Source organism: Geodermatophilus sp. SYSU D01176, assembly GCF_054050015.1.
The window spans coordinates 167,793-193,154 of sequence record NZ_JBJGYN010000004.1; the positions used below are offsets into that span (position 1 = coordinate 167,793).

The window sequence follows — 25,362 nt, forward strand, 5'->3', positions numbered from 1 at the left end:
TGCGAGGTCACCCTCGGTCACGGTGCCACGGCAGCCGGCCGCGCATCCGCGCAGCGCACGGTGCCGGCGTGCATCCGCGGTTCGACGGCGATCCGGCGGACGACGCCGGCGACCGCGCCGGCGGCGACGAGGACACCGCCCCTCCTCGACCGTCTAGACGAGCGTCGTCTCGCGGACGCCGAGGCTCTGCCAGTACTCGTTGAGCGCGTTGTTCGTCCTGACGAACCAGATGAACGGGCCGACGAGGATGAACACGCCCGGGAAGAACCACAGCGCGGTGAGCGCGCTGACCGGCTTCTGCCGACCGCGCTGCTCGTAGAGCTGGCCGACCTCGTTGCTGAGCAGGAACGGGGAGACGACGCCGAAGACGATCGAGATGACGAGCGCCCAGACGCCACCGAGCCCTCGCCCGGTGTGCCGCCGCATCTCCTCGTGGACCTGGAAGTAGTAGACGAACCCCCAGATCCCCAGGGTGACGAAGAAGAGCAGGATCGTCATGCCGGTCGGGCGCATCCGGCCGAGCTCCCCGGTGGACGGGGCGGCGGCCGCGTAGGGCGGGACCTGCGGCCGGGGGGCGTATCCCGGAGGAGCGTGTCCCGGGGACGGCTGCGGACCGGGACCCGCCTCGGCAGCGTACGGCCGTGCCGTCTCCTGCTGCCCGGACTGCGGTGGTTGTGACGGCGGTGCTGGTGTCGACATGTCGGTTCCCATCGGGCGGCCCCGCCGGTCGTTCCGACGGTCCCCGACACTGGACACCCCGCAGCCGGTCGCCGTCTGCGGACGAGGGTCCCTGGTCACCCGGGCCGGAGGACCGTCGACCAGCAGGGACCGGCCCGACCTCCGCGCGGTGAAGGACCGTCCGGTTCCGGGACCTCGTGCCCTGCAGCCTCCGCCCGGCGGCCACCGACAGTGGTCCCTCTCGCCACCGAGGGGGCCGCGATGCCAGGAGGACGAGTCCGCACCACGGGCGGCGTCCGCACCCGCCGTCGGCACGCTGTTGCTGGCCGGGTCGGGCGGTGCCGTTCAGCCGGCCGGCTACGGCCCGTTCGCGTGCTCCTCGCGGGAGCGGGGACCGCGTTGTGGAGTGCCGCGCGCGCTCGGCGGAGGACCGGCCGCCGGAGCAGGACGTGACCGCGCCGGACGACGCGTCCGCCGAGGTGCTGTGGGACGTCTGGGGTGTCCCACACGTGTTCTCCTCGGACGCCGGCCTCGGAGGGGCGGATGCACCCGGCGTGGCGAGCCCGGGCGGACATCGAGTGGCACCCGGCGCGCCCGGACGTCGTCGGAGCGTCCATCCCGGTCCGGAGCTGCCCGTGAGCGCCGGTGCCCCGCTCGACGGCTGCCCGCGGACGGACGAGCACGCGGGCCCGTCCGTCCGGGCGTGACGGGCTACCGAGAGGTCCGCGTGGACGAGATCCGGCTGTCCGGCTCCGACGCCGTCATGCTGGCGGGCATCCTGCTGCTGCACCTGTACCTCTGGTGGCGGCTCGTGCGGAGCACGACGCACCCGGACCGGGCTCGCCGCTGGCTCACGGTCCTGCTCGTCGTCCTGGCCCTCCTGCTCACCGCGGCGTTCGTCGTCCCCTATCCCCCGGTTCCCCTGGTGCCTGTGCAGTGGGTGGGTTTCAGCTGGCTGGGCCTCTCCCTCTACACCGCTCTGTCGCTGCTCCTGCTGGAACCGGTTCGCGCGGCCGTCGGCATGCGGCTGCGCCGTCGGGCCCACGCTGCCGTCCCGGCGCCCATCGTCGGCCCGACGACCGGCCCCGCACCGCAGCCGCCGGAGGAGTCACGACGCCTCTTCGTCGCCCGCGGCCTCGCCGCCGGCACCGTCGCACTCGGGATCGCGGGCAACGGTGCACGCGATGCGGCCTCCGCGCCCGTGGTCCGGAGGCTGCCCGTCACCCTGACCGGGCTCGACCCCGCGCTCGACGGGATGCGCCTGGTCACCTTCTCCGACGCCCACCTCTCATCCACCTACCGCGGACGACGCTTCGAGCGGGTCGTGGAGACGGTGAACGCACAGCGCCCCGACGCCATCGCGATCGTCGGCGACCTCGTGGACGGAGAGCTCAACCGGCTGCGCGAGGAGGTCGCACCCGTCGCCGACCTGTCGGCCGATCAGGGCGTCTACTTCGTGACCGGCAACCACGAGTACTACGTCGACACCCTGGCCCTGCTGCGCCATCTCGAGACCCTCGACGTGCGGATCCTCCGCAACGAGCGGGTGCCCATCCGTCGCGGCGGTGCCTCCTTCGACCTGGCCGGGGTCGACGACGTCTCCGCGGCGGAGTCGGGCCTCGCCGGTCACCGCGCGAACCTGGACGCCGCGCTGGACGGCCGCGATGCCGCCACGCCGGTGGTGCTGCTGGCGCACCAACCCGTGCAGATCCGGGAGTCGCGGTCCGCCGGGGTGGACCTCCAGCTCTCCGGGCACACGCACGGGGGTCGACTGTGGCCCTTGGACTACGCCGCGCGGCTCACCCAGCCCGAGATCGAGGGATACAGCCGGCACGGCGACACCCAGCTGTACGTCACTTCCGGGAGTCGGCTACTGGGGACCGCCCATGCGGGTGGGCGCCCGGCCCGAGGTCCTCGTGGTGGAGCTGCGCGCCCCTGTGACCGCCCCGAGGCCGGGCCCGGTCAGGAGCCGGCCGGGGTCCGCTCCTCCGATGGCTCCGGGTGGTGCTTGAGGCCCTCCCAGCAGGCGCGCTCCTGCTGCCGGCCGAGCAGACCGCCGAACGGGCTCAGCACCCGCGCCGGCCCGCGCAGGCGCACGTCCCGGTCCCAGCGCGTCCGGGTGCCGGCTCCCAGGGCCTCGAAGGTGACCGCGCCGCTGACCTCGCCCACGGGCGTCCGCAATGTCGAGGCGATGCGGTGGGGGGCGGTCGGAGCCGGTCAGCTCGACGACCACCTCCAGCGGGCCGCGGCTCGACTCGTGCACCGCCCGGTACCTCGTTCCCACGCCCGGCGGGCCCTCGGTGAGCTGCTCGACGTTCAGCACCGCCGGGTTGTACCGGGGCTCGTTGCGCTGGTCCGCGACGACGTCGAACACCACGTCGACGGGCCGGTCGATGCGGATCTCCCGGAGACGTGCGGGGTGAAGGCGGACGTCGGCCAGGGCCGGCGGGCCAGGTGGAGGGCGCCGGCGGCCAGCACCGGGTTGGCCAGGGTGAAGCGGCCCAGGGGCGTGATCCCGATGGCGAACACCGCGGCGCCGAGCAGCCCGAGCCGGGCGGCCCGGCCCCGGCTCAGGACTGCCGCGGCCAGTGCCGTCTCGCCGACCGTCATCGCGGCGCCGAAGGCCCGGGGCGCCGGGTCGGTGAGGGCCGTGCCGACCCGCCGGTACCACCCCCACGGAGCCCGCCTGGCCAGGGCCGGGTACTGGTGGGGCGACACCAGCGTGAGGGTGCCGTTCCACGCGAGACCCGTGGTCGCGAACAGGAGGCCCAGCGCCCGCCGTCCGGCGGCCGGCCTCAGCCAGGCCAGCGCCGTCAGTCCGGTGTAGACTAGGGCTGCCAGGGTCAGTTGCGTGACGTCCTCGGCTCGCCGGTCGTCCCCGCGGTATCCCGGGGACGCCGCGCGTCGAGGCAGGCCGGTTGCGGACACGCGGGAACGGCGATCGGCGGTCATGCGCTCCTCCTCGTCCCGGGCCGGCGGCGGGCTCGCCGCCCGTCCGCGGCGAGCTTCCGGCCGGAGGAGCACCGCCCGGCAGGAGCGTCGGTCCCCACTCCGGGACCTCCGCCCCCTCCCCGCGACCGCCGGCGGACAGCTCGGCGGAGCCGGTTCGGAGCCACCCGGTCCGGTCGACCGCGCCCGCGGAGGTCAGCCGCGAGCGTCGACCCCGGTGGCGATCCGCACCGTCCGGGCGCCGATCCGCACGGGAGCCCGACGGACCACCGGCACACCCGGGATCGCGACGCAGGTCCCCGGGCGGCGGTGCCCCACTCCTCTGCTCCGGTGCGCACCGGGCGCTGCGTACTGGGGCCCTCACCGCGGACGTCATCGCGGAGGACACCTTGTACGCACGGGATCGGTCCATGGAGTGGCCGCAGGCCCTGGCACTGGTCGTCGGGGCCGTCCAGGGCCTGTTCTGCTGATCATGTGAGCCGCGACTGCTGCGGTGTGCCTGAGCGGCCCGTTCAGGGACCGTCGGGGTCGGGCGTCCGCCAGTTCGGCATCACGAGAGCGCGTCGCGGTCCGCTGCGGCCGCGGCTCGGTCACGGGCGTCCTGCTCACGGTCGGCGCGGGCGGCTGCACGGTCCCGATCCGCCCCCAGGCGGTCCTGCTCAGCCGCGCGGCGGTCGGCCACGTCGGCCGCCCGGTCGTCCTCAGCCTGCGCCCGGTCGGCCTCGGCCCATTCTCGGTAGCTCGCGTCGACCTCGGCGTCGATGGCCCGCTGCTGTTCAGCCTCCTCGCCCCGCGTCCGGCCGGCCGGGCCAGCCCGGTCCGGCCGCCGCGCCTGTTCGGCCCGGCGCTCGTCGGCAGCCGCCTCCCGGCGGCCTGCGGCCACGGCCCGCTCTGCGGCCCGCCGATCCCGCTCGGCAGCCACCTCGTCGCGCTGCTGCGCAGCCTGCTCACGTTCCAGAGCCGCCTCATCCCGCCGGCGAGCGGCCTGCTCCCGACGACGGGCCGCATCCTCCAGCGCCCGCTCGGCCGCGAGCCGCCGCTGCTCGACACGCGCCGCGTCCGAGGGATCGGGCGTGTTGTCCACCGGCCAGCTGTCCGCCCGCAGCCGCTCGTGCTCAACGGCCTGCAGTGCCGCCGCGGCCTCGCTCAACAGCCCTCGCGCATCCTCGAGACGGCCCTCCTGGAGAGCCCGTTCGGCCAGGGCGAGGTTCGTGGCGGCGACGCCGCTCTCGGTTGCGGCCACCGCCTCGGCGCCCCGGGTCACTCGCTCCTGGAGCCGCCGGATGCTCTGCCGGAGGCGCTCGGAGGCCTGCTCGGCGTGACGGTACTGCTGTTCCCGGCGTGCCCGTTCGCCCGGCACGCGCTCGTCGGCGGCCCGCTCATCGGACCCGTTCATGTGCCGAGGGTTCCCCCGACGTAGGCCACGGACAAGAGCCGGTGCCGGCGACGTTCGAACCTGCTGACTCACCAGCCCACAGCACCCTTGCTGCCGAACGCAGGCATCCCGGGAGCCGCCTCGAGGGACGTGGTGCCGCGATCGCCCTCGGACCGGTCCGCAGCGGGGTGGGCAACCCGTCGACGCGGGTCTGAGACGGTCGACGCCGGCCCCGGACGCCCCCGTCCGGGGGCCGGTGCACGCCCGCGCGGGCGTTCCCGTCGAACGACACGGTCAGCCCACCGTCGCCGCCGGCTGCGACCGCTGCTCCTCCGCCCTCGGCCGACGGGCTCCCGGGTGCACCACCAGCACCGGGCACGGCGCGTGCATCGCGCAGTGCAGGGCGACCGAGCCCAGCAGCAGGCCCCCCAGCTCGCTGCGCCCCGTGCCGCCGACGACGAGCATCGTCGCACCGCGCGCCCTGCTCACCAGCACGTCGTGTGCCGGACCCTCGACGACCTGCACGCGGACGCTCGGCTGCCCGCCCCCGGCCTCGGGCTCCCACGCGTCGAGGGCGTCCCGCACGAACGCGCTGGCCCGCTCCTCGAGCTCCGCACGGATCTGCGCGGCCGCGGGGCTGAGCGCGGAGCACATGGCGGTCCAGTGGTCGGCGAGCTCGTAGGCGGCCACGGCCTCCACCTGGCCACCGCGCTGGGCGGCTTCCACGACCGCACGGACCAACGCCGCTCGGGAGCGCTCGGAGCCGTCGATGCCGACGACGACCCGCGCGGGCTCGACGGGGACCGAGGCCATCGGGCGCACGACGACGACGGGGCACTCCGCGTGCGTGGCGCAGTGCAGGGCGACCGAGCCCAGCACCGCGCTGCGGAACCCACCCCTCCCCCGGCTGCCGACGACGAGCAGGTCGGCGTCGCGGGACCGGCTCAGCAGCTCGCCGGCGGCCGGGCCTGCAGTCAGCACCGTCCGGACCGCGACGTCCGCGGCGCCCGGCACGGCCGACACGGCGGGGTCCTGACGGACCTCCTCGAGGAAGGCGGCCACCCGTTCCTCGGTCTGCGCCCGGACCGTCTCGGCGGCCGTCGGGTGCCCGACGGCCGTCGGGTCCCAGGTGTAGAGGGTGGTCCAGTACGGGATGACGACGTAGGTGCTGACGACCTCGAGCTCCGCGTCACGGGCGGCCGCAGTGGTCAGCGCGAATGCCAAGGCGGCCCGCGAGCCGGCCGACCCGTCCACCCCCACCACCACGCGCCAGCGCCGCCCGTCCCCCGCCGACCTGCCACCGGGTCCGCTGTCGCGGAGGTCCTGTGGTCGGGTCATGGGAACTCCTCGATGCCGTCCGGCCGGTCGCCGGGCTCCGGGTCGACGATCGAGGACGCCGGACCGGGTGTCCCGGGACCATGGTCACCGACTGTTCGAGTCGTCCGCCCCCGGTCACCCGCCGCGGCGGCCGTCGACCTGCGTGTCAGCGCGGATCACGCAGCCCCGCGCTCAGCGGGTGCCGACGTTCCTCAGCGTGGCCAGCCTCCTGCGGTACTCGTCCTCGTCGATCTCTCCGCGGGCGAACCGATCGGCGAGCAGCCGCTCGGCCGTGTCCTGCCCGGCTGCCTGGGCGGGCCACGACGGGCCGTCCCCGGGTCGCCTGACGGCACGGACCACCGACCAGGCGACGAGCCCGACCAGCCCGAGGAACAGCAGCGAGCCCAGCGTGGTGGCTGCCCACCCCCAACCGCTCATGTGATCCCAGTCGTACCAGCCCATCATGTGGACCACTCCTCGATCGACCGCTCAGGGGCGCTCCCCGAGCCTCCGGCGCGTCCGATGCTCGGGCACCCGGCTCCCGCGGGGCACCGAGCAGAGGTCCCTCCCGCCGGCGACCTACGTCCTCGGACGCCCCGGCCCCCTGGGCGCACACCGGCGCCGCCCACGACGAACGGACCGGCGGGCTCGGGACCAAGGGGCCGGTTCCCGACGCCGCCGCCCGGCCCGACCGTGGAGGCGGAGGCGAGCGGTCGTGACACAGCCGTGCGACCGGAGCCCATCTCGGCGCTCCGGTCCCGGGCGCTGCTGGAGGAGGTCGCCCCCGGCGTGCGCCGGTTGCGGTCCGGGCGGCTCCTCGGGGAGTCCGACGTGTACCTCGTCGCCTCGGACTCCTCGTGGACGCTCGTCGACGCGGCGTGGCCGTCCCGGGCGCCGGCCATCCGGGCCGCCGCGGAGGCGCTCTTCGGGCCCCGGGCCCGTCCGGCGGCGATCCTGTTCACCCACCTCGCCCGGGCGTGGGGAGCCCCGGTGCACGTCCACCCTGCCGAGGTCGCCCAGGCCGCCGGGGGGATCCGGCCCGGCTCCGAGAACCCGATCGACCGCTACGTCCTGCGGCGGAGCGACCGCCCGTCCTGCAGGCCTAGAGCAGCACCCGGGCCACCGGCAGCCGGAGCAGGTCCAGGTCGGTGATCGCGTCGAAGACGTCCGCCAACGGCACGCGGACCACACGGGACACGGAGTCCCCGTGGCCCCAGATCGGCAGGAGCCGGTCGAGTGCCAGGGCTCGGTCATGGTCCCCCCGTGCCGGGTCGTCCTCAGGCCGCCACGGCACCGGCCGCGTCCATGGGGCGGCGAGTTCCGGCGAGCAGTGCCGCCGCCGCCCCGACGATCGCAGCGGCGATCGGCGGCTCCTGCGGGTCGAAGGCGGTGGCCCCGGGGATCCCGGCCGCCGCCTGGGCACGCAACGCGAGCAGGTAGTTCGCCTGGATCACCGCGCTCGATGTCAGCAGGACGGCGCCCAGCACGTGCCCCCACGGCGAACGGCGCCACAGCAGCGCGGCCGCCACCGCCCAGGCCGGCACCAGCGTCGTCAGGTCGAGCGCATACCCGAGGTGGCCGATCGGAGGCGGCTGCAGCAGGAGCCCCTCGTCAGGGGGAGCGCCAGTGACCGCGAACCGCAGGGAGTAGTAGGTCCACATGCCCCCGAGCGCCCCGGCGAGGAGCGCGAGGACGGCGGCGACCGCCCGGGTCGGCGCCCGTCCGTGGAGCCGTTCGGCGGTCGACCGGGCGTCCAGAGCGGCCAGCAGCACGCCCAGGGCCACCGCCGCCAGGACGAACACCGCCACGTGCGCCAGGAAGAGGGCGTTGAACGCCGCGCCGAAGACGTAGTAGGCGTAGGTGTAGACGACGTAGGCCAACATGCCCGCCCACAGGAGGTCGGCGCGGGGCGACCCCCGCCGCGTCCGGGCCAGGGCACCGACCAGCACGGGAAAGGCCAGCGTCAGCGTCCCCAGGTCGTAGGCACGGAAGGTGGCCACGTTGGCCGGTGCGTCCTGGTACAGCCCAGGCCACGCCAGACCCACCCCGGAGGTGCCGGCCAGCAGGCCCGCGGCCACCGCCGACAGCCGCCATGCCACGCGCCGCGGACCGGTCATGGGGGTCCCGCTCGCCACCCCGCCGTGCTCCGCGGTCGCAGGCTGCTCGGCGGGATCGCGTGCCGTCCGGCCGCGTACCCGCCGGACGACGGCCTTCCCGCGCGCCGCCACGTCGCGGAGGGCCCGGACCAGTCGCCGAGCCCCAGCGACGGTCGGCAGCCACACCCGCCACCCACGACCGAGCGGAGGAGCCGCTCCCTGGGGAGTCACCGCGACCTCCCGACCATCACCACGGCGTCCTGTCCGACCCGAGTGCCACCGGTCTGGCTCGGGATCGCCGCGATGGGACTCCCCCGCCGTCCTCCACTGCATGCCGTCGTCCACCCCAGCCCTCCTCTGGCCCCGGCGCACCGCCGGTCCGCCGGACGACCAGCGAAGCGACCGGAGGACCGATGGCCACAGGGACCGACGTCCTCTCGGCTCGGGACGTCGGCCACGTCGGCGCTGGATCGAGCCGCGGCACGGGGGGCGGGCGGTCAGCGGACGCGCCAGTCGTCGGGCATGGATCACCGGAGTATGTCTGCTCCGGTCGAGCGGCTCACGGGACCATGGCCGGCGAGCACGGACGACGCCGGACATGGCCCACCGGGAGTCGGGAAGCGGGCGTCTCCGTGGGATGCCTCGGCTCGCCCGGCCCGACAGGCAGCTCGGGGTCAGCTCGCGGAGCGCAGCGAACAGGTGTCGAGCAGCGCCGGGTCGGTGGCACCGTTGCCGGCCGGGCGCGGGACGGTGGCGCTGGGCGGCGGTTCCTGGCCGTCCTCCACCCACGCGGTGAGGGCGTCGAAGGCGGCCCGGAAGCAGGGCAGCATCGGGCGCAGGTGCTCCGGGTCCAGGTGCATCAGGCTGTCGACGTGGTTGCCGCCCTCGATGCGGTAGTAGCGGTGCAGCCGGTCCTGCTGCGCGTCGGCGATCATCCGGGCGTAGACGTCGCTGTGGAGGCTGATCGGCAACAGGGTGTCCAGCGTGCCGTGCAGGGTCAGCAACGGCTTGCCGATCGTGCCGGTCAGGCTGATCCGGGCCAGCGCCTCGTGCACCGGCCGGGAGCGCGGGTCGGCGAACCAGGCGTCGTAGCCCGAGTCACTCAGGCAGGGCGCCAGGATCTCGGGCAGGGTCGTGCCCGCCGTCGCTCCCGGGCAGGCCGGGTCGTACGCCGGGTCGAACTCGGCCCGGTAGGTCTTCTGCGTCACCCCCCAGTAGAAGCTCTGGTGGTACGGCCACAGCGGCTCCGACCCGCGGGCGAAGCCGGCGGCGTACATGTCCGCGGCGGTGGCCTGGCCCAGGGTGTAACGCACCGCCGTGGGCAGGTAGGTGAACAGGTTGGGCCCGTCGGGCGTGAACAGGGTCCCCTCCCAGTCGACGCCGCCGTCGTAGAGCTCCCGGTGGTTCTCCAGCTGCCAGCGCACCAGGTAGCCGCCGTTGCTGATGCCGGCCAGGTAGGTGCGCTGCGGCGGATGGCCGTAGCGCTCGCGCAGCGCACCCTGCGCGGCGACCGTCAGCTGGGTCAGCCGGTCGTGCCACTCGGCCACCGCGTCGCCGGGCCGGTCGCCGTCCCGGTAGAAGTCCGGGCCGCTGTTGCCCTTGTCCGTGCAGGCGTACGCGAAGCCCCGCTCCAGGACGAAGTCGGAGATGAGGAAGTCGCAGGCGTACTGCTTGCGGACGCCCGGCGCGCCGGTCACCACCAGGCTCCCGTTCCAGGCGTCCGGGATGCGCAGCACGAACTGGCTGTCGTGGTTCCAGCCGTGCGTGGTGTTGGAGGCCGAGGTGTCCGGGAAGTACCCGTCGACCTGCACCCCCGGCACGCCGCTGGGGTTGCTCGTGCCGGGCGCGTGCAGCGCGATCCAGTCGGTTCGGTCGGTGAACTCCCCGGCGGGTCCCTCCAGCAGCCCGGTGGTGGTGAGGTCCGGCAGACACGCGGTGACGGCAGCCTCCACGCCCGGAACCTCCACCGTGTCGCTCGGCGTGCACGGTCGGCGCACCGGACGGTCACCGAGCGTGCGGCCGCCCGGGTGCGCGCCGGGCGGCACGGCCTGCGGCCCGAGCGCCGCGGCGCCGAGGGCGACCAGCAGGGTCGAGGCACGGCGCCACGCGCGCATCAGGGCTCCCTCCGCCAGCGGGGTGGGCGCCACGATGGTGGCCGGGATCCCGGCCCGCGGGCAAGGCCGCCCCTCCTTCCACCACCTCGAGCCGGTCGAGCGGTCGGGTCCTCTCCGCGACGAGTCGCGTGAGCCCGGCCAGGCGCCCGGGGGCCCAGTGCTTCGGCTCGCAGGTGCGCACCACGAGGCTGGGACGGGACGCCATCGCTGCTCCGGTGACGGCACGGTGACCGGCCCGTGACGGCCGGGGCCTACCGTCCCGCAGCACGTGCCGCGCGGACGAGCCGTCACCGCCGGGGTCTGCTCCCGGACCCGACTCCGGAATGGCAGGGGGAGCGACATGCGACTCGATCGGGTCGAGATCAAGGTGAACCTCAGCGGCGACCAGACGACGTCGGCCGTGGAGCGGCTCGAGCTGCCGTCGGGGAACCGGCCGTGGCAGATCTACTTCTGCGAGGACGTCGCCCGGGGCGGGTCCGCCGCCACCCCGTTGAAGGCGGCGGGAGTGATCCTGCGGGCCCGGCACAGGCCGGATCGGAAGGACGACAGCACGATCAAGCTGCGCCCGGGCAGGCGGTCGCAGCTCACCGACGACTGGCTCGAGGCCGAGGAGGGGGAGGACTGGGAGGTCGAGGTCGAGGCCGACTGGTCCGGCGGACGACGGGTCCTCGCCATCTCGCACACCGCCGACCGCCCCGACGACGTCGTGGTCGATGCCGGCCACGGACGGCGGCCGGCCACGAGCCTGTTCACCGGGTCGCAGGAGGCCTTCCTCCGGGACTGCTCCCCGATCCGGATCAACCTCCGGACCCTCACCGTGCTGCCGCCGGTGACGGCGACGCGATGGGACGCCGTCGAGAAGGCGCCCGCCCACCTGGACGTCCGGGCCGAACGGTGGACGGTCGACCACCTGGACTTCCTCGAGCTGTCGACCGTCACCGAGCAGCCGGCCGACGCGGAGTCGAGACAGTCGGCGTTGGTCGACTACGTCGACTCCCTCGGCCTCACCGTCGACACGGCCCCGGAGTCCAAGACCGATCGGGTGCTGCAGCAGCTGGTGGTGCGGTCCCTCGCCGCCGGCTGACCGGGGGCAGAGCAGGTCCCGGCGACCGGTTCCGCACGGCGCCGGCCTCGACGCACCGTGCCGCCGTCCGAGATCGCCCCCGTACGGCCCGGCCGGCTCGAGTCGAGAGGACGCGGCGAACACCCTGGCGCGGCCGCGCAACTGGATGTAGGGAAGAGCCGTTCCGGCCGACGACGAGGGAGCAGTCCCATGGCCGACAAGTCGCCGCACGACAACCACGCCGCGAAGAAGTCGGGGAAGGCCGTCAAGGCCAAGCGCAGCGAACGCAAGGAGAAGCAGCGGGCCACCACGGAGATGGAGCGGCTGATGCACCCGCGGAGAGACAGGGGCTGACCGGCCGCTGCGCGAGCCCCCGGGCGCTCCGCCTGCAGCAGTTGCGCCGGTGCGCCGATACCTCATCGTGGCCACGAGACACCCGGCGGTGGGGACTCCGTCGCCGCGCTCGACGGGCGCCCGGCCGCCGAGCCGCGCCGGTCCTCCCCCGTGGTCTGGGCGACCACGGCCACCGACCCGGGTACGCGGCCCGTCTCCTGGTGCTGTCCGGCTCGACCTCGACGCCGCCCAGGTTGCCGGTGGTACGACGGACGCCCGCACGAGGGTGGGGCCCGTACGTCCGGGCCGGGTCGGCCGAGGTCAGCCCGACGACGAGACCGACGTGACCGAGCCGCGCGTCCCGTCGACGGTGATCTCCTGGCCCGTGACGATGCTGCTGGTGGCGCCCGGGACGCCGACGACTGCCGGGATGCCGTACTCGCGGGCGACGACCGCCCCGTGGGAGTTGGCCCCGCCCATCTCCATGACCAGCCCGCCCGCGGTGAGGAAGAGCGGTGTCCACCCGGGGTCGGTCGAGGGTGCGACGAGGATCTCGCCGGGGGCGAGGTACGCGCCGGCGGGCTCGAGGACGACGCGCGCCGGGCCGGTCGCCGTCCCGGCGGACGCCGCGATGCCCACGAGCGCGCCGTCTGCCACGGACGTGGGCACCGGCCGGGCCTCCGGCTCGGTGCCGTCACTGAGCAGCACGCGGGGCACGTGCCGGCGGGCCGTCTCCCGGTCGTACTCGACGCGCCGTCCGGCGGCCAGGTCACCGACGTCCCGACCGTCGACCGCGTCGCCGACCTCCCGCAGGTCGAGGAAGAACACGTCGTCCGCCCGAGCGAGCACGCCGGCCGCGGACAGCTCCGCGCCGATCTCGAGCAGCTGGGCGCGCGCCCGGGCGAGGACGCGCACGACCTCGTACTTGGGCAGCTCGCGCAGGCCCGCCAGCTGCCGGGTGCGGTCGAGGGCCAGGCCGACGGCCCTGGCCCTCGACGCGCCCCGCTGCCGGGCCCGGTCCGTGAGGGTCGCCACCATGCCCTCGGCCTCCGCCGCGCTGCGGGCGAAGACCGTGTCCGGGGCCCGCTGCGGATCGTCGAGCCGCAGGTAGTTGCCGAGCACGCCGAGGAGGTGGGTCGGGTCCTCCGCCCAGCGCGGCAGGCCGACGTCGATCTCCGCCACGGCGCGGAACCCGTGGCGGTCGAGGAAGCCGTGCAGCCCCTGCTGCAGGACCGCGGGGAGCGTGCCGGTCCGGTACCGATCGGCCAGCCTCGGCGCGGACTCCCGGCGCAGCACCTCCGCCGCCTCGTCGTCGGCGCGGACCGCGGTGGCCAGGTGCCACAGGTCGAGGTCCATCTCCGTCGTCACGTTGTGCGGCAGGCCCCGCAGGACCGTCGCGAGGTCGCCCGGGCGGGCATCGGCCCGGAGCAGCAGGCCGGCCAGGCCGAGCAGCGCGAACCCGGTGGCCCCCCGCGGCACCACGCGCGGCATGACCCGCGGGACCACGGCGCCCAGGATGCCGACGACGAAGTCCAGCCGCTGCCGAGCGGACACCGGTCCTGCCGGGAGCGTGCGCCGCACCAGCTCCGCACCGGCGCGGTGGGCCCGACGCCGGGCCGAGGCCGGCCTGACCACTGCCTGGACGACCTGCAGCGGGACGGCGTAGCGCACCGCCAGGCGGGCGAGCCGTCGCACGACGGGCCGCCACGAGGGCTGGACGACCGACAGCCGCGGATCGTCGAAGAGGCCGCGCAGCACGGCGGCCGAGCGCGCCTCCATGACGTCGAGCACCCGCGGGAACACCACCCGTCCGGGGGTGCTCCGGATGATCGGCGTGATGTCGACGAACAGCCGTCCAGCGGCATCGCGGACCCCCGGCGGGCCGCTGACCGGATCCGCGGGCGGGAAGCCGTAGAGGCGGGCGACCGACGACGCGATCACGCGGATCGCGGACAGCCCCATCGGGGTCAGCGGCCGGGTCAGTCCCTGCGCGAGGCTGAAGCAGAACCAGACCCGCGGGTGGTCGTCCGGCGGGCCGTCCTCGCCGGGGCTGCCGTCCGGGAGGGGGAACAACGTCGTGACCGGGCGGGCCTGGGTGAGCCAGACCGTGCCGGCCTCGTCGATCGCCCACTCGATGTCCTGGGGCACCCCGTAGTGCTCCTGGACCCGGGCACCGAGCCGCACCAGCTCGAGGAGTTGCTCGTCGCTCAGGCTCGCCGTCGTCGACGCCGCTCGGGCGACGCTCTCCGTGCCGCCGCCCGCCCGCGCTCGGATCGTCAGCCGCTTGTCCCCCACCACGCGTTCGAGCACGGCGCCGCTGCGGCTGTCGACGACGAAGTGGTCGGGGTTGACCGCGCCGCTGACCACTGCCTCGCCCAGGCCGGGGCTGGCGTCGACGACCGTGCGTGCACGGTGCCCGGTGACCGGGTCGGCCGTGAACAGCACGCCGGCGACCGCGGCATCGACCATCCGCTGCACCACGACCGCGAGCCGGGTCCCCCCCTGGTCGATGTCGTGGCGCATCCGGTACACGACTGCCCGGTCGGTCCAGAGCGACGCCCAGCAACGGTGGACCGCGTCGAGGACGGCGTCCTCCCCGACGATGCCGAGGTGGGTGTCCTGCTGCCCGGCGAAGCTGGCGAAGGGGAGGTCCTCTGCGGTGGCCGAGGACCGGACCGCCACGGGTGCGTTCTCACCGAGATCTCGGTAGGCGGCCGTGATCGCCGCGGCCACGCGCGAGGGCATCGGTGTGGACAGGATCCGTTCCCGTGCCCGGCGGGCCAGCTCGGCGCCCCCTGACTCGCCATCGGGCGTGGTCGTCGCGAACCGGTCGAGGACCTCGCGGAGACCTGCCGCGGTCGCCATGTCGTCGTACGCACCCGTGGTCACGCAGAAGCCCTCGGGAACGGGAAGACCTGCCTGGATCAGCTCGCCGAGGTTCGCGGCCTTGCCCCCTCCCAGCGGCAGGGCTCTCGCGTCGAGCCGTCGCAACGGGAGGACGATCGGGTGCTCATCCGCCTGCCGGCCGCTGAGCTCCGGCGCTGCACTCATCGCGATGCCTCCCGCCGCGGGTCCCGGCAGAGCGGGCCGGACGCTACTCCGCACCGGCGCCGTCGTGGGCCCGCCGATCCCGCCCCCGCGGGAACCCGGAGGGACGGGTCCGGGATCTCCGGCCGTGGGGGGGGGGGGAACCGCCCCGTCGATCCTCGGGCGGCCACGCCTGGCCGGCTCCGGCTCTGTGTGCGGCCACGGGCCATCGGCATGGCTGTCGAGTTCCCGGCTACGGGCTCGGCTGGCTCAATGGCCCGCCATGCGGTAGATCCTACGTGCTGGTTGGACCGAGTTGCCTGTCACAGTCGACACCGCCGGGGAGACCTCATGTACCAGCAGGAACTGGCCCCACTCGGCAGTCTCACCGTCTCGGCGCTCGTCGCGCTCCTCCCGCTGCTGACCATCTTCGTCCTGCTCGGTGCGCTGCGGTGGAAGGCGCACTGGGCCGGCCTCGCGTCGCTCGTCGTCGCGGTCATCGTCGCCGTCACCGCGTACGGCATGCCGGTGGGCCTCGCGGCCCTGTCGGCCACCCAGGGCGCGGTGTTCGGCCTGTTCCCGATCATGTGGATCGTCTTCACGGCGATCTGGCTCTACCAGGTCACGGTGGTGAGCGGGCGGTTCGAGGACCTGCGCGCCGCCTTCCACCTGATCTCCGACGACCCGCGGGTGCAGGCCATCATCATCGCGTTCTGCTTCGGCGGCCTGCTCGAGGCGCTCGCGGGCTTCGGCGCTCCGGTCGCGATCACGGGCGTCATGCTGATGGCGCTCGGCTTCTCCGCGGTCCGCGCGGCCGTGGTGGTGCTGCTGGCCAACACGGCGCCCGTCGCGTTCGGCGCGATCGGCACCCCGATCATCACCGCGGGCACCCTGACGGGCATCGACTACAACGAGATCGGCGCCTACGTCGGCCGCCAGACGCCGTTGCTCGCGTTCATCGTGCCGGCGCTGCTGGTGCTGCTCGTCGACGGCAAGCGCGGGCTGCGGCAGACCTGGCCGGTGGCGCTGTCCGTGGGTGTCACGTTCGCGGTCGGCCAGTTCGTGGCCGCCAACTACCTGTCCGTCGAGCTCACCGACATCGTCGCCGCTCTCGCCGGCCTGATCGCGGCGGTCGTCACGCTCAGGGTGTGGACCCCGCGGGGCGGCGAGGAGGCCGCGGCGCGGCTGCACGCCGAGCACGAGGCCGACGTGGCCGGCCCGCAGGACCGACGGGAGGCCGGCTCCGTGACGGCGGCGGGTGCGGGCACGCAGACGCAGACGCAGCAGCAGGCTCTGGCCGAGCACGCTGCGGGTCTCACCCGCGGCAAGGTGCTGATGGCGTTCTTCCCGTACCTGCTGGTGATCGTGGTGTTCTCGCTGGCGAAGCTGTGGACGCCGCTGTCGACCTTCCTGGTCGGCCGGGACGTCAAGATCCCGTGGCCGGGCCTGGATCAGAACGTGCTCAGCGCTGCGGGCACGCCGGTGACGTCCACGGTCTACAACTTCCCGTGGCTGTCGTCGCCGGGCTCACTGCTGCTGATCTGCGGGTTCGTCGTCGCGCTGGTCTACCGCGTGCCGCTCGGGCGGGCCCTGCGCGAGCTGGCGGCCACCGCCGTCAAGCTGCGCTGGGCGTTCCTGACGGTGGCCATGGTGCTCGCCCTGGCCTACGTCATGAACCAATCCGGTCAGACGATCACCATCGGCACCTGGATCGCGGGCACCGGCGCGGCGTTCGCGTTCCTCTCGCCCATCCTCGGCTGGCTGGGGACCGCCGTCACCGGTTCCGACACCTCGGCCAACGCCCTCTTCGCGACCCTGCAGCAGACCGCCGCCCAGGAGGCCGGGCTCGACCCGACCCTGCTCGTCGCCGCCAACACCTCGGGCGGCGTCGTCGGCAAGATGATCAGCCCCCAGAACCTGACGATCGCGGCGACGTCCGTGGGCATCGTCGGGCGGGAGGCCGACCTGTTCCGCAAGACGATCTTCTGGAGCATCGGCCTGCTCGCCGTGCTGTGCGTGCTGATCTACCTGCAGTCCAACGTCCTGGCCTGGATGCTGCCGTGACCGGACAGGCGGGCCGGTCCGCCTGATCGACGGCGGCGACGGCCGCCTGGGGGCGAGGAGCGACGCCCGGTCCTGACGGGTGGTGCTGTCGGCGACCGGTCCACCCGGCGACCGGTCGTGCGGGCGGCACGGGACGCGGGCTCGCGCGAGTGGACGGCGGGTCGGCGGCAGCGCTCGCAGTCGCCCCTCCGGTCAGGGCAGATCGCCGAGCGTGTAGTCCTGGGCGGCCACGACGTGGTGGACGGGGAGGCCGTACTTCGAACGGACCGCGCGAGGCAGGTCCATCCGCAGCCAGCGCGACTTCTCCTCCGGCAACGTGGAGATGATGAACCCGGCGTACCCGGGGTGGCCCGCCACCTCCCCGTCGATCGCCTCGACCGGGTCGGGCGCGCCGACTCGGACGTCGCTGAGCGGCACCCCCTTCTTGGCGAACAGTGCCCTGGCCCGGTCGGCGAGCTTGCGGGCGGCTGCCTCGGCGTCGTGCTCGTCGCCCCGCCGGAACAGCAGGTGCCGGACCGGCGTCGCCGGTACGAGGAGCACGAACTCCGCGTCCGCATCCTGCTCTCTGACGGCGCGGACCTGCCTGAGCAACTCCGGATTGGTGACCGTCTCGTGCGCGACGACGAGATAGCGAGTCATCTCCGCTCCTGCGAACACCGGTGTCCAAGGGCACGTCGTGCGGCAATGGTGCCACGGGGGCGAGCGCGCGTCCGCCTGCGCGCGCTCCCCCCACTGCAGAGGACGGGGTCACGCGGCGCCGCGAGGCCCCGGCTCCGCTGCCGGTCGTCACGCGGCGTGGTCACGAGCCGGGGCGGGGGCTCCTCCGCTCATCGATGTGAGTCCCTCCCGCCGTCCGTGCACCTGCGGGTCCGCTCGGTCCGGCCGCGCCTGCAGACCGGCCGCCTCGATGCGCGGCCGGTCTGCAGATCGGTGCCCGAGCAGGACTCCTCGCGGTCCGGGGGTCGTCTCGTGTGGGACCGGTTCAGCGGGCCGGGCTCGGTGCCTGGTCGTCGAGGACGGCCTCCCGGGTCCGCGGCTCCTCGCCGCCGCCGGCGCTCGCCTTGGCCCGCTGCCGCCAGACCGTCAGCGACCGCTCGGTGTAACCGTTGGGCTCCCGCCGTCCGGAGAAGACCAGGTCCAGCGCGGCCTGGAACGACGGGCTGCCCTCGAGGTCGGCGCACATCGGCTGGTAACCGGGCTCGTCGGCGTTCTGCTCGTCGACCAGCGCCGCCATCCGGGCGAAGGTCTCGCGGACCTGGGCCTCGTCCACCAGCCCGTGGTGCAGCCAGTTCGCGATCTGCTGGCTGGAGATCCGCAGCGTCGCGCGGTCCTCCATCAGGCCCACCCCCTCGAGGTTGGGCACGGTCGAGCAGCCGATCCCCAGCCCGACCCAGCGCACGACGTAGCCCAGGATGGACTGCGCGTTGGTCTCCAGCTCGTGCCGCTTCTCCTCCTCGGTCAGGCCGGCGCCGCCGTCGGGCAGCACCGGGGCCACGAGCAGGCCGCGCCGGTCGGCGAGGGGCCGCTTGCCGATCTCCTGCTGCACCGCGAGCACGTCGGTCTCCAGATAGTGCAGCGCGTGCAGCGTCGCCGCGGTCGGCGACGGCACCCAGGCGGTGTTCGCCCCGGCCCTCGGGTGCGCGCCCTTGGTGTCGAGCATCTCCCGCATGGCCGCCGGCTTGGCCCACATGCCCTTGCCGATCTGCGCCTGCCCGGCGAAGCCGGCGCGCAGCGCCACGTCGACGTTGCGGTCCTCGTAGGTCGTCAGCCAGGTCTGCGACCGCTGGTCGTCCTTGGGGACCACGGGCCCGGCCTCGAAGTCGGTGTGGATCTCGTCGCCGGTGCGGTCGAGGAAGCCGGTGTTGACGAAGATGACGCGGTCGGCCGCCCGGGCGATGCAGGCCTCGAGGTTGGTCGAGGTCCGCTTCTCCTCGTCCATGATCCCGATCTTCAGCGTCGTCGGCTCCAGGCCGAGCGCCTCCTCCACGGCGGCGAGGAGCTCCACGGACAGGGCCACCTCGTCGGGGCCGTGCATCTTCGGCTTGACGATGTAGACGCTGCCGGTCCGGGTGTTGGAGACCCGGCTGTTGCCGCGCAGCTCGTGCAGCGCGGCCACCGCGGAGACCAGGGCGTCGAGCACCTCCTCCAGCAGCGGCTCGCCGTCGGCGGTGCGGACGGCGTCCAGCCGCATGTGGTGGCCCACGTTGCGCACGAGCAGCAGCGACCGGCCGGGGAGGGTCAGCTCCTGGCCGTCGACCCCGACGTAGCTGCGGTCACCGTGGACGGCGCGGGTCACGGTGCGCCCGCCCTTGGGGAACGACGCGGTCAGCTGCCCGGTGCGCAGCCCCAGCCACGTCCGGTAGGCGCCCACCTTGTCCGGCCCGTCGACCGTGGCGACCGAGTCCTCCAGGTCCACGATCGTGGTCACGGCGGACTCGAGCACGGCGTCGGACACCCCGGCGTGGTGCTGGGCGCCCACCCGGGTGGAGGGGTCGATCGCCAGCTCCAGGTGCAGCCCGTGCCGGCGCAGCAGCACCGCGGCCGGCCGGTCGCCGTCCCCGTCGCCCGGCCGGTGCCCGGCGAACTGGGCGGGGTCGGCCAGGCCGGTGGTCCCCGACGCCGTCTCGACGGCCAGCTCGCCCGGTGAGGGCACCCGGTAGGCGACGGCGTCGGCGTGGCTGCCCTCGGCGAGCGGGAAGTAGCGGTCCAGCAGGCGGTCGGCCTCGGCGATGACCTGGGCACCGCGGCGCTCGTCGTAGCCGGGTGCCAGCTGGTGCTCCGTCGGCAGCGCGTCGGTGCCGTAGAGCGCGTCGTACAGCGACCCCCAGCGGGCGTTCGCGGCGTTGAGCGCGTACCGCGGCACGGTCGCCGGGACCACCAGCTGGGGGCCGGGCACCTCGGCGATCTCGCGGTCCACGCGCGCCACGCGGACGGTGGGCTCCTCCAGCGGCAGCAGGTAGCCGATGTCGGTGAGGAAGGCCTCCAGCGCCTCGACGTCACCGGGCCCGTGCTCGCGGTACCAGCCGTCGATCCGCTCCTGCAGCTCGTCGCGGCGGTGCAGCAGCTGGTCGACCCGCCCGGCGAACCGCTGGTGCAGCTCGGCGACGGTCGACCAGAACCACGCCGGCTCCAGGTCGAGCCCGGGAAGCAGCTCGTCGGCCACGAAGTCGTGCAGAGCGGGGTCCACTCGCAGCCCTGCGGTCTCGGTTCCCTCGGTCACGTTCTCCACCCTCGTTCCTCTCATCGCTCGGGGCCACGCCCCACTGGTCGTCCGTCTCGTCCCGTGAGCCAGGGGCGCGCGGGCACGACGCCTGTGGCCGTCGACTGCTCCTCGGTGAGCGTGGTGTGGCCATGCCACCGCGTTCGCACACGACCTGCAAGCCGGAGCGGGACACCGGTGCAGCGCAGGTGGTCGACCATGGTGGTCCTCGACGGCGCCGTCGGCGCAGGCGGGTGCCCCGCGATCCCCCGCCATCGGCGGAGCACCCTCGCGCCCACGAGTGTCGCGTCGGCTGGGTTCCGCGGGGGGCGCCGGATCCTCGACGCGACCAGGGTTCGGTCGTAGCGTCGGGCTCCCACGGGGGCCGACGGGGACGACGCCAGTGGGAGGCTCGCGATGTTCGTGCAAGTGATCCAGGGCCGTACGTCGAACGCCGAAGGCCTGCGTCGCGCCTTCGACCGCTGGGCGCGGGACCTGGCGCCGGGCGCGACGGGCTGGCTCGGCACGACCGGCGGGATCACCGATGACGGCCGCGTCATCGGCGTCGCGCGGTTCGACTCCGCGGCGGCGGCCGCGCGCAACAGCGACCGCCCGGAGCAGAGCCAGTGGTGGCAGGAGACCGAGGAGCTCTTCGACGGTGAGGTCACGTTCCGGAACAGCGAGGAGGTGACCGTCGACCTGCAGGGCGACCCGGATCAGGCGGGCTTCGTCCAGGTCATGCAGGGCCGCACCACCGACCCCGACCGGGCCAGGGAACTCATGACGCTGGATCCCGGGACGTGGGCGGAGTTCCGTCCCGACGTGCTCGGCAGCGTGATGATCGGCCACGACGAGGGCGCCTGGACCATGGTCATCTACTTCACGTCCGAGGCCGAGGCACGCGAGGGCGAGCGGCGGGAGGTACCGCCGGAGCTCCTCGCGACCATGCAGGAGATGGACAAGCTGAGCGTGGGCGAGACCGAGTACCTCGACCTGCGGCAGCCCATCCTGCAGTCCCCCACGTGACCCGTCCCGCCCGCGCCGCAGCGCCGCGCCGACGGTGCGCGAGGGCCCCGGACGTGCCGTCCACGGTGGGTCGCCGTCCCGGGTGATCCGCTGGGTCCGGTCCGCGGGGCCGGTGACCGCGGCGGGATCGCGCAGGGGCCGGCCGCACACGGCAGGCGAGGTCGTCGACGGCGTCCCGTGGGTGGTGCCAGGCGTGGTGCGGACCGGTGTCGACGACCCGGTGTCGGCGGGGGTGTGGCCGTCACGGGAGTGGAGTCGCGGCTGCGCTGCCCCGCTCGTCGATGACGGCGTCCGCCCCGGTCGCCGCCGCGATGCTGACGCCGTCCGCCACGGCCTGCCGCCAGGCGACCTCCCGCAGCTCGACCGTGCGGGTCATGGCGATCACGGTGTCGAGGTGTTCCCGCGGGACGACGACGACGCCGCTGGCGTCCCCGCGGACCACGTCACCGGGGTGCACCACGACCCCACCGACCTGCACCGGGACGTTGATGGCCCCCGGCCCCTCGTTGGACCCGGTGGCGGGATGGGTGCCGCGGGCGAACGTCGGGAGGCCCACCTCGTCGATCCCCTCGATGTCGCGGACCGCCCCGTCCACGACGACGCCGACGACGCCTCTCCTGACGAGGGCCCCCGCGAGGATGTCACCGAGGATGGCGGCGTCCGCTCTGCCACCGCCGTCGACGGCGACCACGTCCCCGGGCTGGGTCACGTCGGGCATCTTGAGCATGAAGAGGATGTCCCCGGGCTTGGTCCAGACCGTTACCGCGGGGCCGCAGAACTCCGCTCCCCCGGCGATCCGGCCGAGCCCGGGCCCGACCACCCCCACCGGCCCACCGCAGTCGGCGATCTGGGTGGTGGCGAACCCCGCCAGCGCCGTGACCGCCGCAGCCGGCGGGCGCTCGATCGCCTCGACCACCGTCCACTGCTGCGCGTGCCACCTGCTCATGCCACGGCCTCCGACCGCGCGGTGTCGCGGTCGAGGGGCGACCGGAGGACGGGAGCACCGAGGACCTCGATGCCACGGGGACCGGTGCCGCTCCCCGCACGGCACTGCTGTCCCCGCTGCGTCACGGGTGCGTCGGTGGTCTCCGGGGTCGCCGGAGCCGCCGGGACGGTCGGCCCCGTGGCCAAGGTCGTCATCGTCGGTGCACCCCTCTCGTCAGGCCCCGCGCCGCCCCGGACGTGGCCGCACCCACGGCCGCGGCCGCAGTCGAGCGGACGTCCCCGACCGCGCCACCGCAGGACACCGGGTCGGCGTTGCGCAGGACTACCACTCCCGGCCCGGCGTCCGCCAGATCGACCAGCCCGCGGGGTCGGGCCTCTCCGACGGAACGGCCGCCGCCGGCCGCTGAGGGGTCCGGGCCTCGGGACGCCGTGCGGACCGCCCGGCTCACCGACGGGTCCGCGCCGTCGGCAGCGGATCGCTGCCGACCGTGGCCCGGCGGACCTGTGCGGCGGTGGCGAGCGGCCGGCCCGCCTGCTGCACGGCGCGGCCGGCCTCGGCGACCATCTCCGCATTCGTCCTGGTGCAGCCGGGGGGTGCATCCTCCAGCCCGACCCGCAGGTGGCCGCCGCGCGCCATGGCGACGTCCCAGAGCCCGTCGAGCTCGACGCCGAGACCGGCGATCATCCAGGGTGCCCCGGGGTCCGCGGCGTCGAGCAGGCGCAGGTAGCCGTCCAGCGCCCACGCGGTGGGCGGCAGGCCGAAGGTGAACGCCGTCGAGAACATGAACCGGTAGACCGGGCCCGGCGAGCCCGGGACGGCGGCACGCAGCGCCGCACCGGTGCGCAGGAAGCCCGGTTCGTAGACGGCGTAGCTCGGGACCAGGCCGTGCTCGCCGCACAGCTCGAGCCCGGCCCGCACGTCCGAGGCCGAGTTGGCGTAGAGGAAACCGTCCTCGCCGTCGCGCAGCTCGGCGAAGGTCGCCAGGGTGACCGACCCGGGGTCCACGACGCTCCACTCGATCAAGCCGGCCCGGCCCAGACGCTCCACCACCTCGTAGCGCGCCCGGCCCTCGGCCGGTCCCTGCGACGGGCGCGCGCCCATCGGCACGGTGGGGTAGCAGATGACGTCGCGGCGGCTGCGGATCGCCTCGAAGACCGGTGCGTAGAGGTCGTAGGACTCGCTCGGACGGCCGGAACGCTCGTCGTAGGCGTGCAGGTGGACGATCGCCGCTCCGGCATCGGCGCAGGCGACCGCCTGCTCGACGAGCTCTGCCCGGGTCAGCGGGATCCCCGGCTGGCGCTGCCGGGTCCACGGACCGTTCAGCGCCGCCTCCAGCCACACCCCCTCGGTCAAGGCACCTCCACCGTGGTCGGCAGCCGTCGGGTCACCAGTGTCGGCGGGCCGGCCGAGGGGCGCACGGTCGACGGCAGCCTCGCTGAGCCGGGGCGCGCACGGGCAGGTCGGGTCAGCCGTGGTGGGCCGCGCGGTGCCGGGCGAGCACGTCGAGGCCGAAGTCGGAGCCGGGATCGCGCCACACGGAGTGCGCGTGGTTGGCGCCGCGCTGCGTGTTGTCCCACTCGACCAGCAGGCGGGGGCCTTGCAGCCGGTAGTAGTGCGGTTCCCCGGGGGTCGTCGGGCCGGCCCAGGCGACGTGGACGGCGTCGAGCGCGGCCTCGTCGTCGTAGCGACGCACCGGGGACACCTCGTGCGGCACGCGGTCGAGGTAGGTGGCCAGGAGCCCGCGCAGCATCCCGCGCTGCTCGGCGTCCAGCTCGGACGCCGGCACGCCGCGCGGTTCGGCGGTGTACTCGACGGCCGCGTGGTCGGCGTCCTGATAGCCGGCGGCGTCGTCGATCGCATCGCTCAGGGCCTGCAGCTTGGCCTGCTCGCCGGCGTCCGGGAACCGCTCGTCCCGCCAGATGCCGGCGAGCGGGACGACCCGGTTCCCCGGGGACACGACGGTGCGGTTGGCGGTGACCAGGTCCGACGGTGCCTTCGGCAGCAGCACGGCCCGGGCCGCGAGCTCCGGTGGCAACGAGCGGACCAGGTCCCGCGCGAGGTCCTCGACGCGGGCCAGCGGCCGGTTGACCGCACCGCCGAGCAACGGCGACGTGGCGGGGTCGGCACCGAGGAAGCACGGCGTCGTCGACACGAGCGCGCCGTCCACCACCAGGTTGTTCAGCGAGACGTGGTGCCCGCCGAACCGCCACCCCCACATCCCGCTGCCGCCCGGCTCGCCGAAGACGCGCAGGTAGTACAGGCCGGGATCGCGACCGCGCTCCCGATCGAACCGGGTGACGAAGCCCTCGACCTGGTCGAGCACGTTCTCCAGGCCGATGATCGTCGCCACGGTGACGTAGCCGGGCGTGGACAGCCCCGTGGCGACGAGTCGCATCGCCGCCCGCTGCTGGGCGGGCTGCTGTGCGTGGAAGGTCAGGCCGCCGTGGTCGGTGGGGGTGTAGAACCAGCGCCGCCGCTCGGCGTCCGAGGGGTCGTCCCCCGGCGCCGCTCCGACGGCGATCCGTCGCTGCTCGGCGTCCAGGCCGTCCAACCAGGCGCCCGCCGCCTCGGCCATCCGGTGGGCCACGTCGCGAGTGGGGACGCCCTCGGCCACGCTCCCACCAGCAGTCACGGCCGCAATGTAGCCCCCGCAGCCGTCGGCCCGCCGCAGCCGCGGTGCCGCTCCGACCCGGCCGGCGGCGTCGGCGTCCCGGCCCTGACGTCGGCCACCTCCCGTCCCGCCGGCGGCTGCCGGCTCCCTCCGGAGGTGTCCCGCGCCCACGCCCACCGGCGATCGGCGCGATCTGCTCACCGTCATCGCCTGCATGCGTGCGGCCCCGGGCGAGCGGCGCGAGGCGGGCGCGGCGCCGGAGGCGCCGACGAGCAGCGCGAAGGGGTCCTCCGCCCGGGCGGCGAGCGCGGCGCTGAACGGATGGTCGCGCCCGGGCTCGACAGGGCACCATCCAGGCGTGGACTTCGCCCAGGCGCAGCAGGTCTTCCTCACTCCCCCCGACTCCGAACGGCCTCCTGCCGGGGTCCCCGACACCCCTGCCCGCAGGCTGCGGGACGCCGCGGAGCCGATCGCGACGATCAGCTTCTGGGGCCGGCAGGTCAACGAGCGGCTGTCCGGCCTGGGGCTGAACTTCCTCACCGGCTACGTCTGGGCACGAGCCGC

Annotated in this window: 18 protein-coding genes; 6 read left to right on the plus strand and 12 right to left on the minus strand. The window is 74.7% G+C overall.

Features of this window, described 5'->3' with window-relative positions; genetic code table 11:
* Positions 1 to 153: 153 nt before the first annotated feature.
* Entirely contained in the window at positions 154 to 513 is a 360-nt protein-coding gene (locus tag ACI78Z_RS04600; protein ID WP_457035340.1) for a DUF4234 domain-containing protein, read from the minus strand.
* Positions 514 to 1,381: 868 nt separating this feature from the next.
* Here ACI78Z_RS04600 and ACI78Z_RS04605 point away from each other — a divergent pair.
* Positions 1,382 to 3,505, plus strand: a complete 2,124-nt coding sequence (locus ACI78Z_RS04605) for a metallophosphoesterase (protein WP_457035341.1) — start codon at positions 1,382 to 1,384, stop codon at positions 3,503 to 3,505.
* Between the two features lie 672 nt (positions 3,506 to 4,177).
* Here the strand turns inward: ACI78Z_RS04605 and ACI78Z_RS04610 are convergent.
* The 5 genes from ACI78Z_RS04610 to ACI78Z_RS04630 all read right to left on the minus strand — a co-directional run bounded on the left by ACI78Z_RS04610 (position 4,178) and on the right by ACI78Z_RS04630 (position 10,529).
* Positions 4,178 to 5,023, minus strand: coding sequence for a hypothetical protein (locus ACI78Z_RS04610; protein WP_457035342.1), 846 nt, complete (start codon positions 5,021 to 5,023; stop codon positions 4,178 to 4,180).
* A 273-nt stretch (positions 5,024 to 5,296) separates the two neighbouring features.
* On the minus strand, positions 5,297 to 6,340 hold the full coding sequence (locus tag ACI78Z_RS04615) for a universal stress protein (RefSeq protein ID WP_457035343.1): 1,044 nt from the start codon (positions 6,338 to 6,340) through the stop codon (positions 5,297 to 5,299).
* A 171-nt stretch (positions 6,341 to 6,511) separates the two neighbouring features.
* Positions 6,512 to 6,757, minus strand: a complete 246-nt coding sequence (locus tag ACI78Z_RS04620) for an SHOCT domain-containing protein (RefSeq protein WP_457035344.1) — start codon at positions 6,755 to 6,757, stop codon at positions 6,512 to 6,514.
* 839 nt (positions 6,758 to 7,596) lie between these two features.
* Positions 7,597 to 8,436, minus strand: coding sequence for a hypothetical protein (locus tag ACI78Z_RS04625; RefSeq protein WP_457035345.1), 840 nt, complete (start codon positions 8,434 to 8,436; stop codon positions 7,597 to 7,599).
* A 653-nt stretch (positions 8,437 to 9,089) separates the two neighbouring features.
* Positions 9,090 to 10,529, minus strand: coding sequence for a tannase/feruloyl esterase family alpha/beta hydrolase (locus ACI78Z_RS04630; protein ID WP_457035346.1), 1,440 nt, complete (start codon positions 10,527 to 10,529; stop codon positions 9,090 to 9,092).
* Between the two features lie 340 nt (positions 10,530 to 10,869).
* Between ACI78Z_RS04630 and ACI78Z_RS04635 the strand changes: the two genes are divergently transcribed.
* Positions 10,870 to 11,613, plus strand: a complete 744-nt coding sequence (locus ACI78Z_RS04635; RefSeq protein ID WP_457035347.1) for a hypothetical protein — start codon at positions 10,870 to 10,872, stop codon at positions 11,611 to 11,613.
* 189 nt (positions 11,614 to 11,802) lie between these two features.
* Positions 11,803 to 11,946, plus strand: coding sequence for a hypothetical protein (locus tag ACI78Z_RS04640; RefSeq protein ID WP_457035348.1), 144 nt, complete (start codon positions 11,803 to 11,805; stop codon positions 11,944 to 11,946).
* Between the two features lie 300 nt (positions 11,947 to 12,246).
* On the opposite strand, the gene ACI78Z_RS04645 is transcribed toward ACI78Z_RS04640, so the two are convergent.
* Positions 12,247 to 14,976, minus strand: coding sequence for a PEP/pyruvate-binding domain-containing protein (locus ACI78Z_RS04645; RefSeq protein WP_457035349.1), 2,730 nt, complete (start codon positions 14,974 to 14,976; stop codon positions 12,247 to 12,249).
* Between the two features lie 327 nt (positions 14,977 to 15,303).
* Here ACI78Z_RS04645 and ACI78Z_RS04650 point away from each other — a divergent pair, with 327 nt between their 5' ends.
* Positions 15,304 to 17,016, plus strand: a complete 1,713-nt coding sequence (locus ACI78Z_RS04650) for an L-lactate permease (RefSeq protein ID WP_457035350.1) — start codon at positions 15,304 to 15,306, stop codon at positions 17,014 to 17,016.
* Between the two features lie 192 nt (positions 17,017 to 17,208).
* Here ACI78Z_RS04650 and ACI78Z_RS04655 read toward each other — a convergent pair whose 3' ends face one another.
* Together ACI78Z_RS04655 and ACI78Z_RS04660 are read right to left on the minus strand one after the other, a co-directional pair.
* On the minus strand, positions 17,209 to 17,655 hold the full coding sequence (locus ACI78Z_RS04655; RefSeq protein ID WP_457035351.1) for a hypothetical protein: 447 nt from the start codon (positions 17,653 to 17,655) through the stop codon (positions 17,209 to 17,211).
* Between the two features lie 343 nt (positions 17,656 to 17,998).
* Positions 17,999 to 20,236 (minus strand): malate synthase G, encoded by a 2,238-nt coding sequence (locus ACI78Z_RS04660; protein WP_457035352.1) that lies wholly within the window; start codon positions 20,234 to 20,236, stop codon positions 17,999 to 18,001.
* Positions 20,237 to 20,632: 396 nt separating this feature from the next.
* Here ACI78Z_RS04660 and ACI78Z_RS04665 point away from each other — a divergent pair, with 396 nt between their 5' ends.
* Complete coding sequence (locus ACI78Z_RS04665; protein ID WP_457035353.1) at positions 20,633 to 21,241, plus strand: hypothetical protein; 609 nt, start codon at positions 20,633 to 20,635, stop codon at positions 21,239 to 21,241.
* Between the two features lie 241 nt (positions 21,242 to 21,482).
* Here the strand turns inward: ACI78Z_RS04665 and ACI78Z_RS04670 are convergent, their stop codons facing one another.
* The 3 genes from ACI78Z_RS04670 to ACI78Z_RS04680 form a co-directional block, all read right to left on the minus strand.
* The gene (locus ACI78Z_RS04670) at positions 21,483 to 22,187 is read right to left on the minus strand and encodes an RraA family protein (protein ID WP_457035354.1); all 705 of its coding nucleotides are present in this window, start codon (positions 22,185 to 22,187) and stop codon (positions 21,483 to 21,485) included.
* A gap of 444 nt (positions 22,188 to 22,631) precedes the next feature.
* On the minus strand, positions 22,632 to 23,540 hold the full coding sequence (locus tag ACI78Z_RS04675; protein WP_457035355.1) for a 3-keto-5-aminohexanoate cleavage protein: 909 nt from the start codon (positions 23,538 to 23,540) through the stop codon (positions 22,632 to 22,634).
* 112 nt (positions 23,541 to 23,652) lie between these two features.
* Positions 23,653 to 24,819 (minus strand): DUF3500 domain-containing protein, encoded by a 1,167-nt coding sequence (locus ACI78Z_RS04680; protein WP_457035356.1) that lies wholly within the window; start codon positions 24,817 to 24,819, stop codon positions 23,653 to 23,655.
* A gap of 337 nt (positions 24,820 to 25,156) precedes the next feature.
* Between ACI78Z_RS04680 and ACI78Z_RS04685 the strand changes: the two genes are divergently transcribed.
* A partial coding sequence (locus ACI78Z_RS04685) for a hypothetical protein (protein WP_457035357.1) occupies positions 25,157 to 25,362 on the plus strand: 206 nt, incomplete at its 3' end.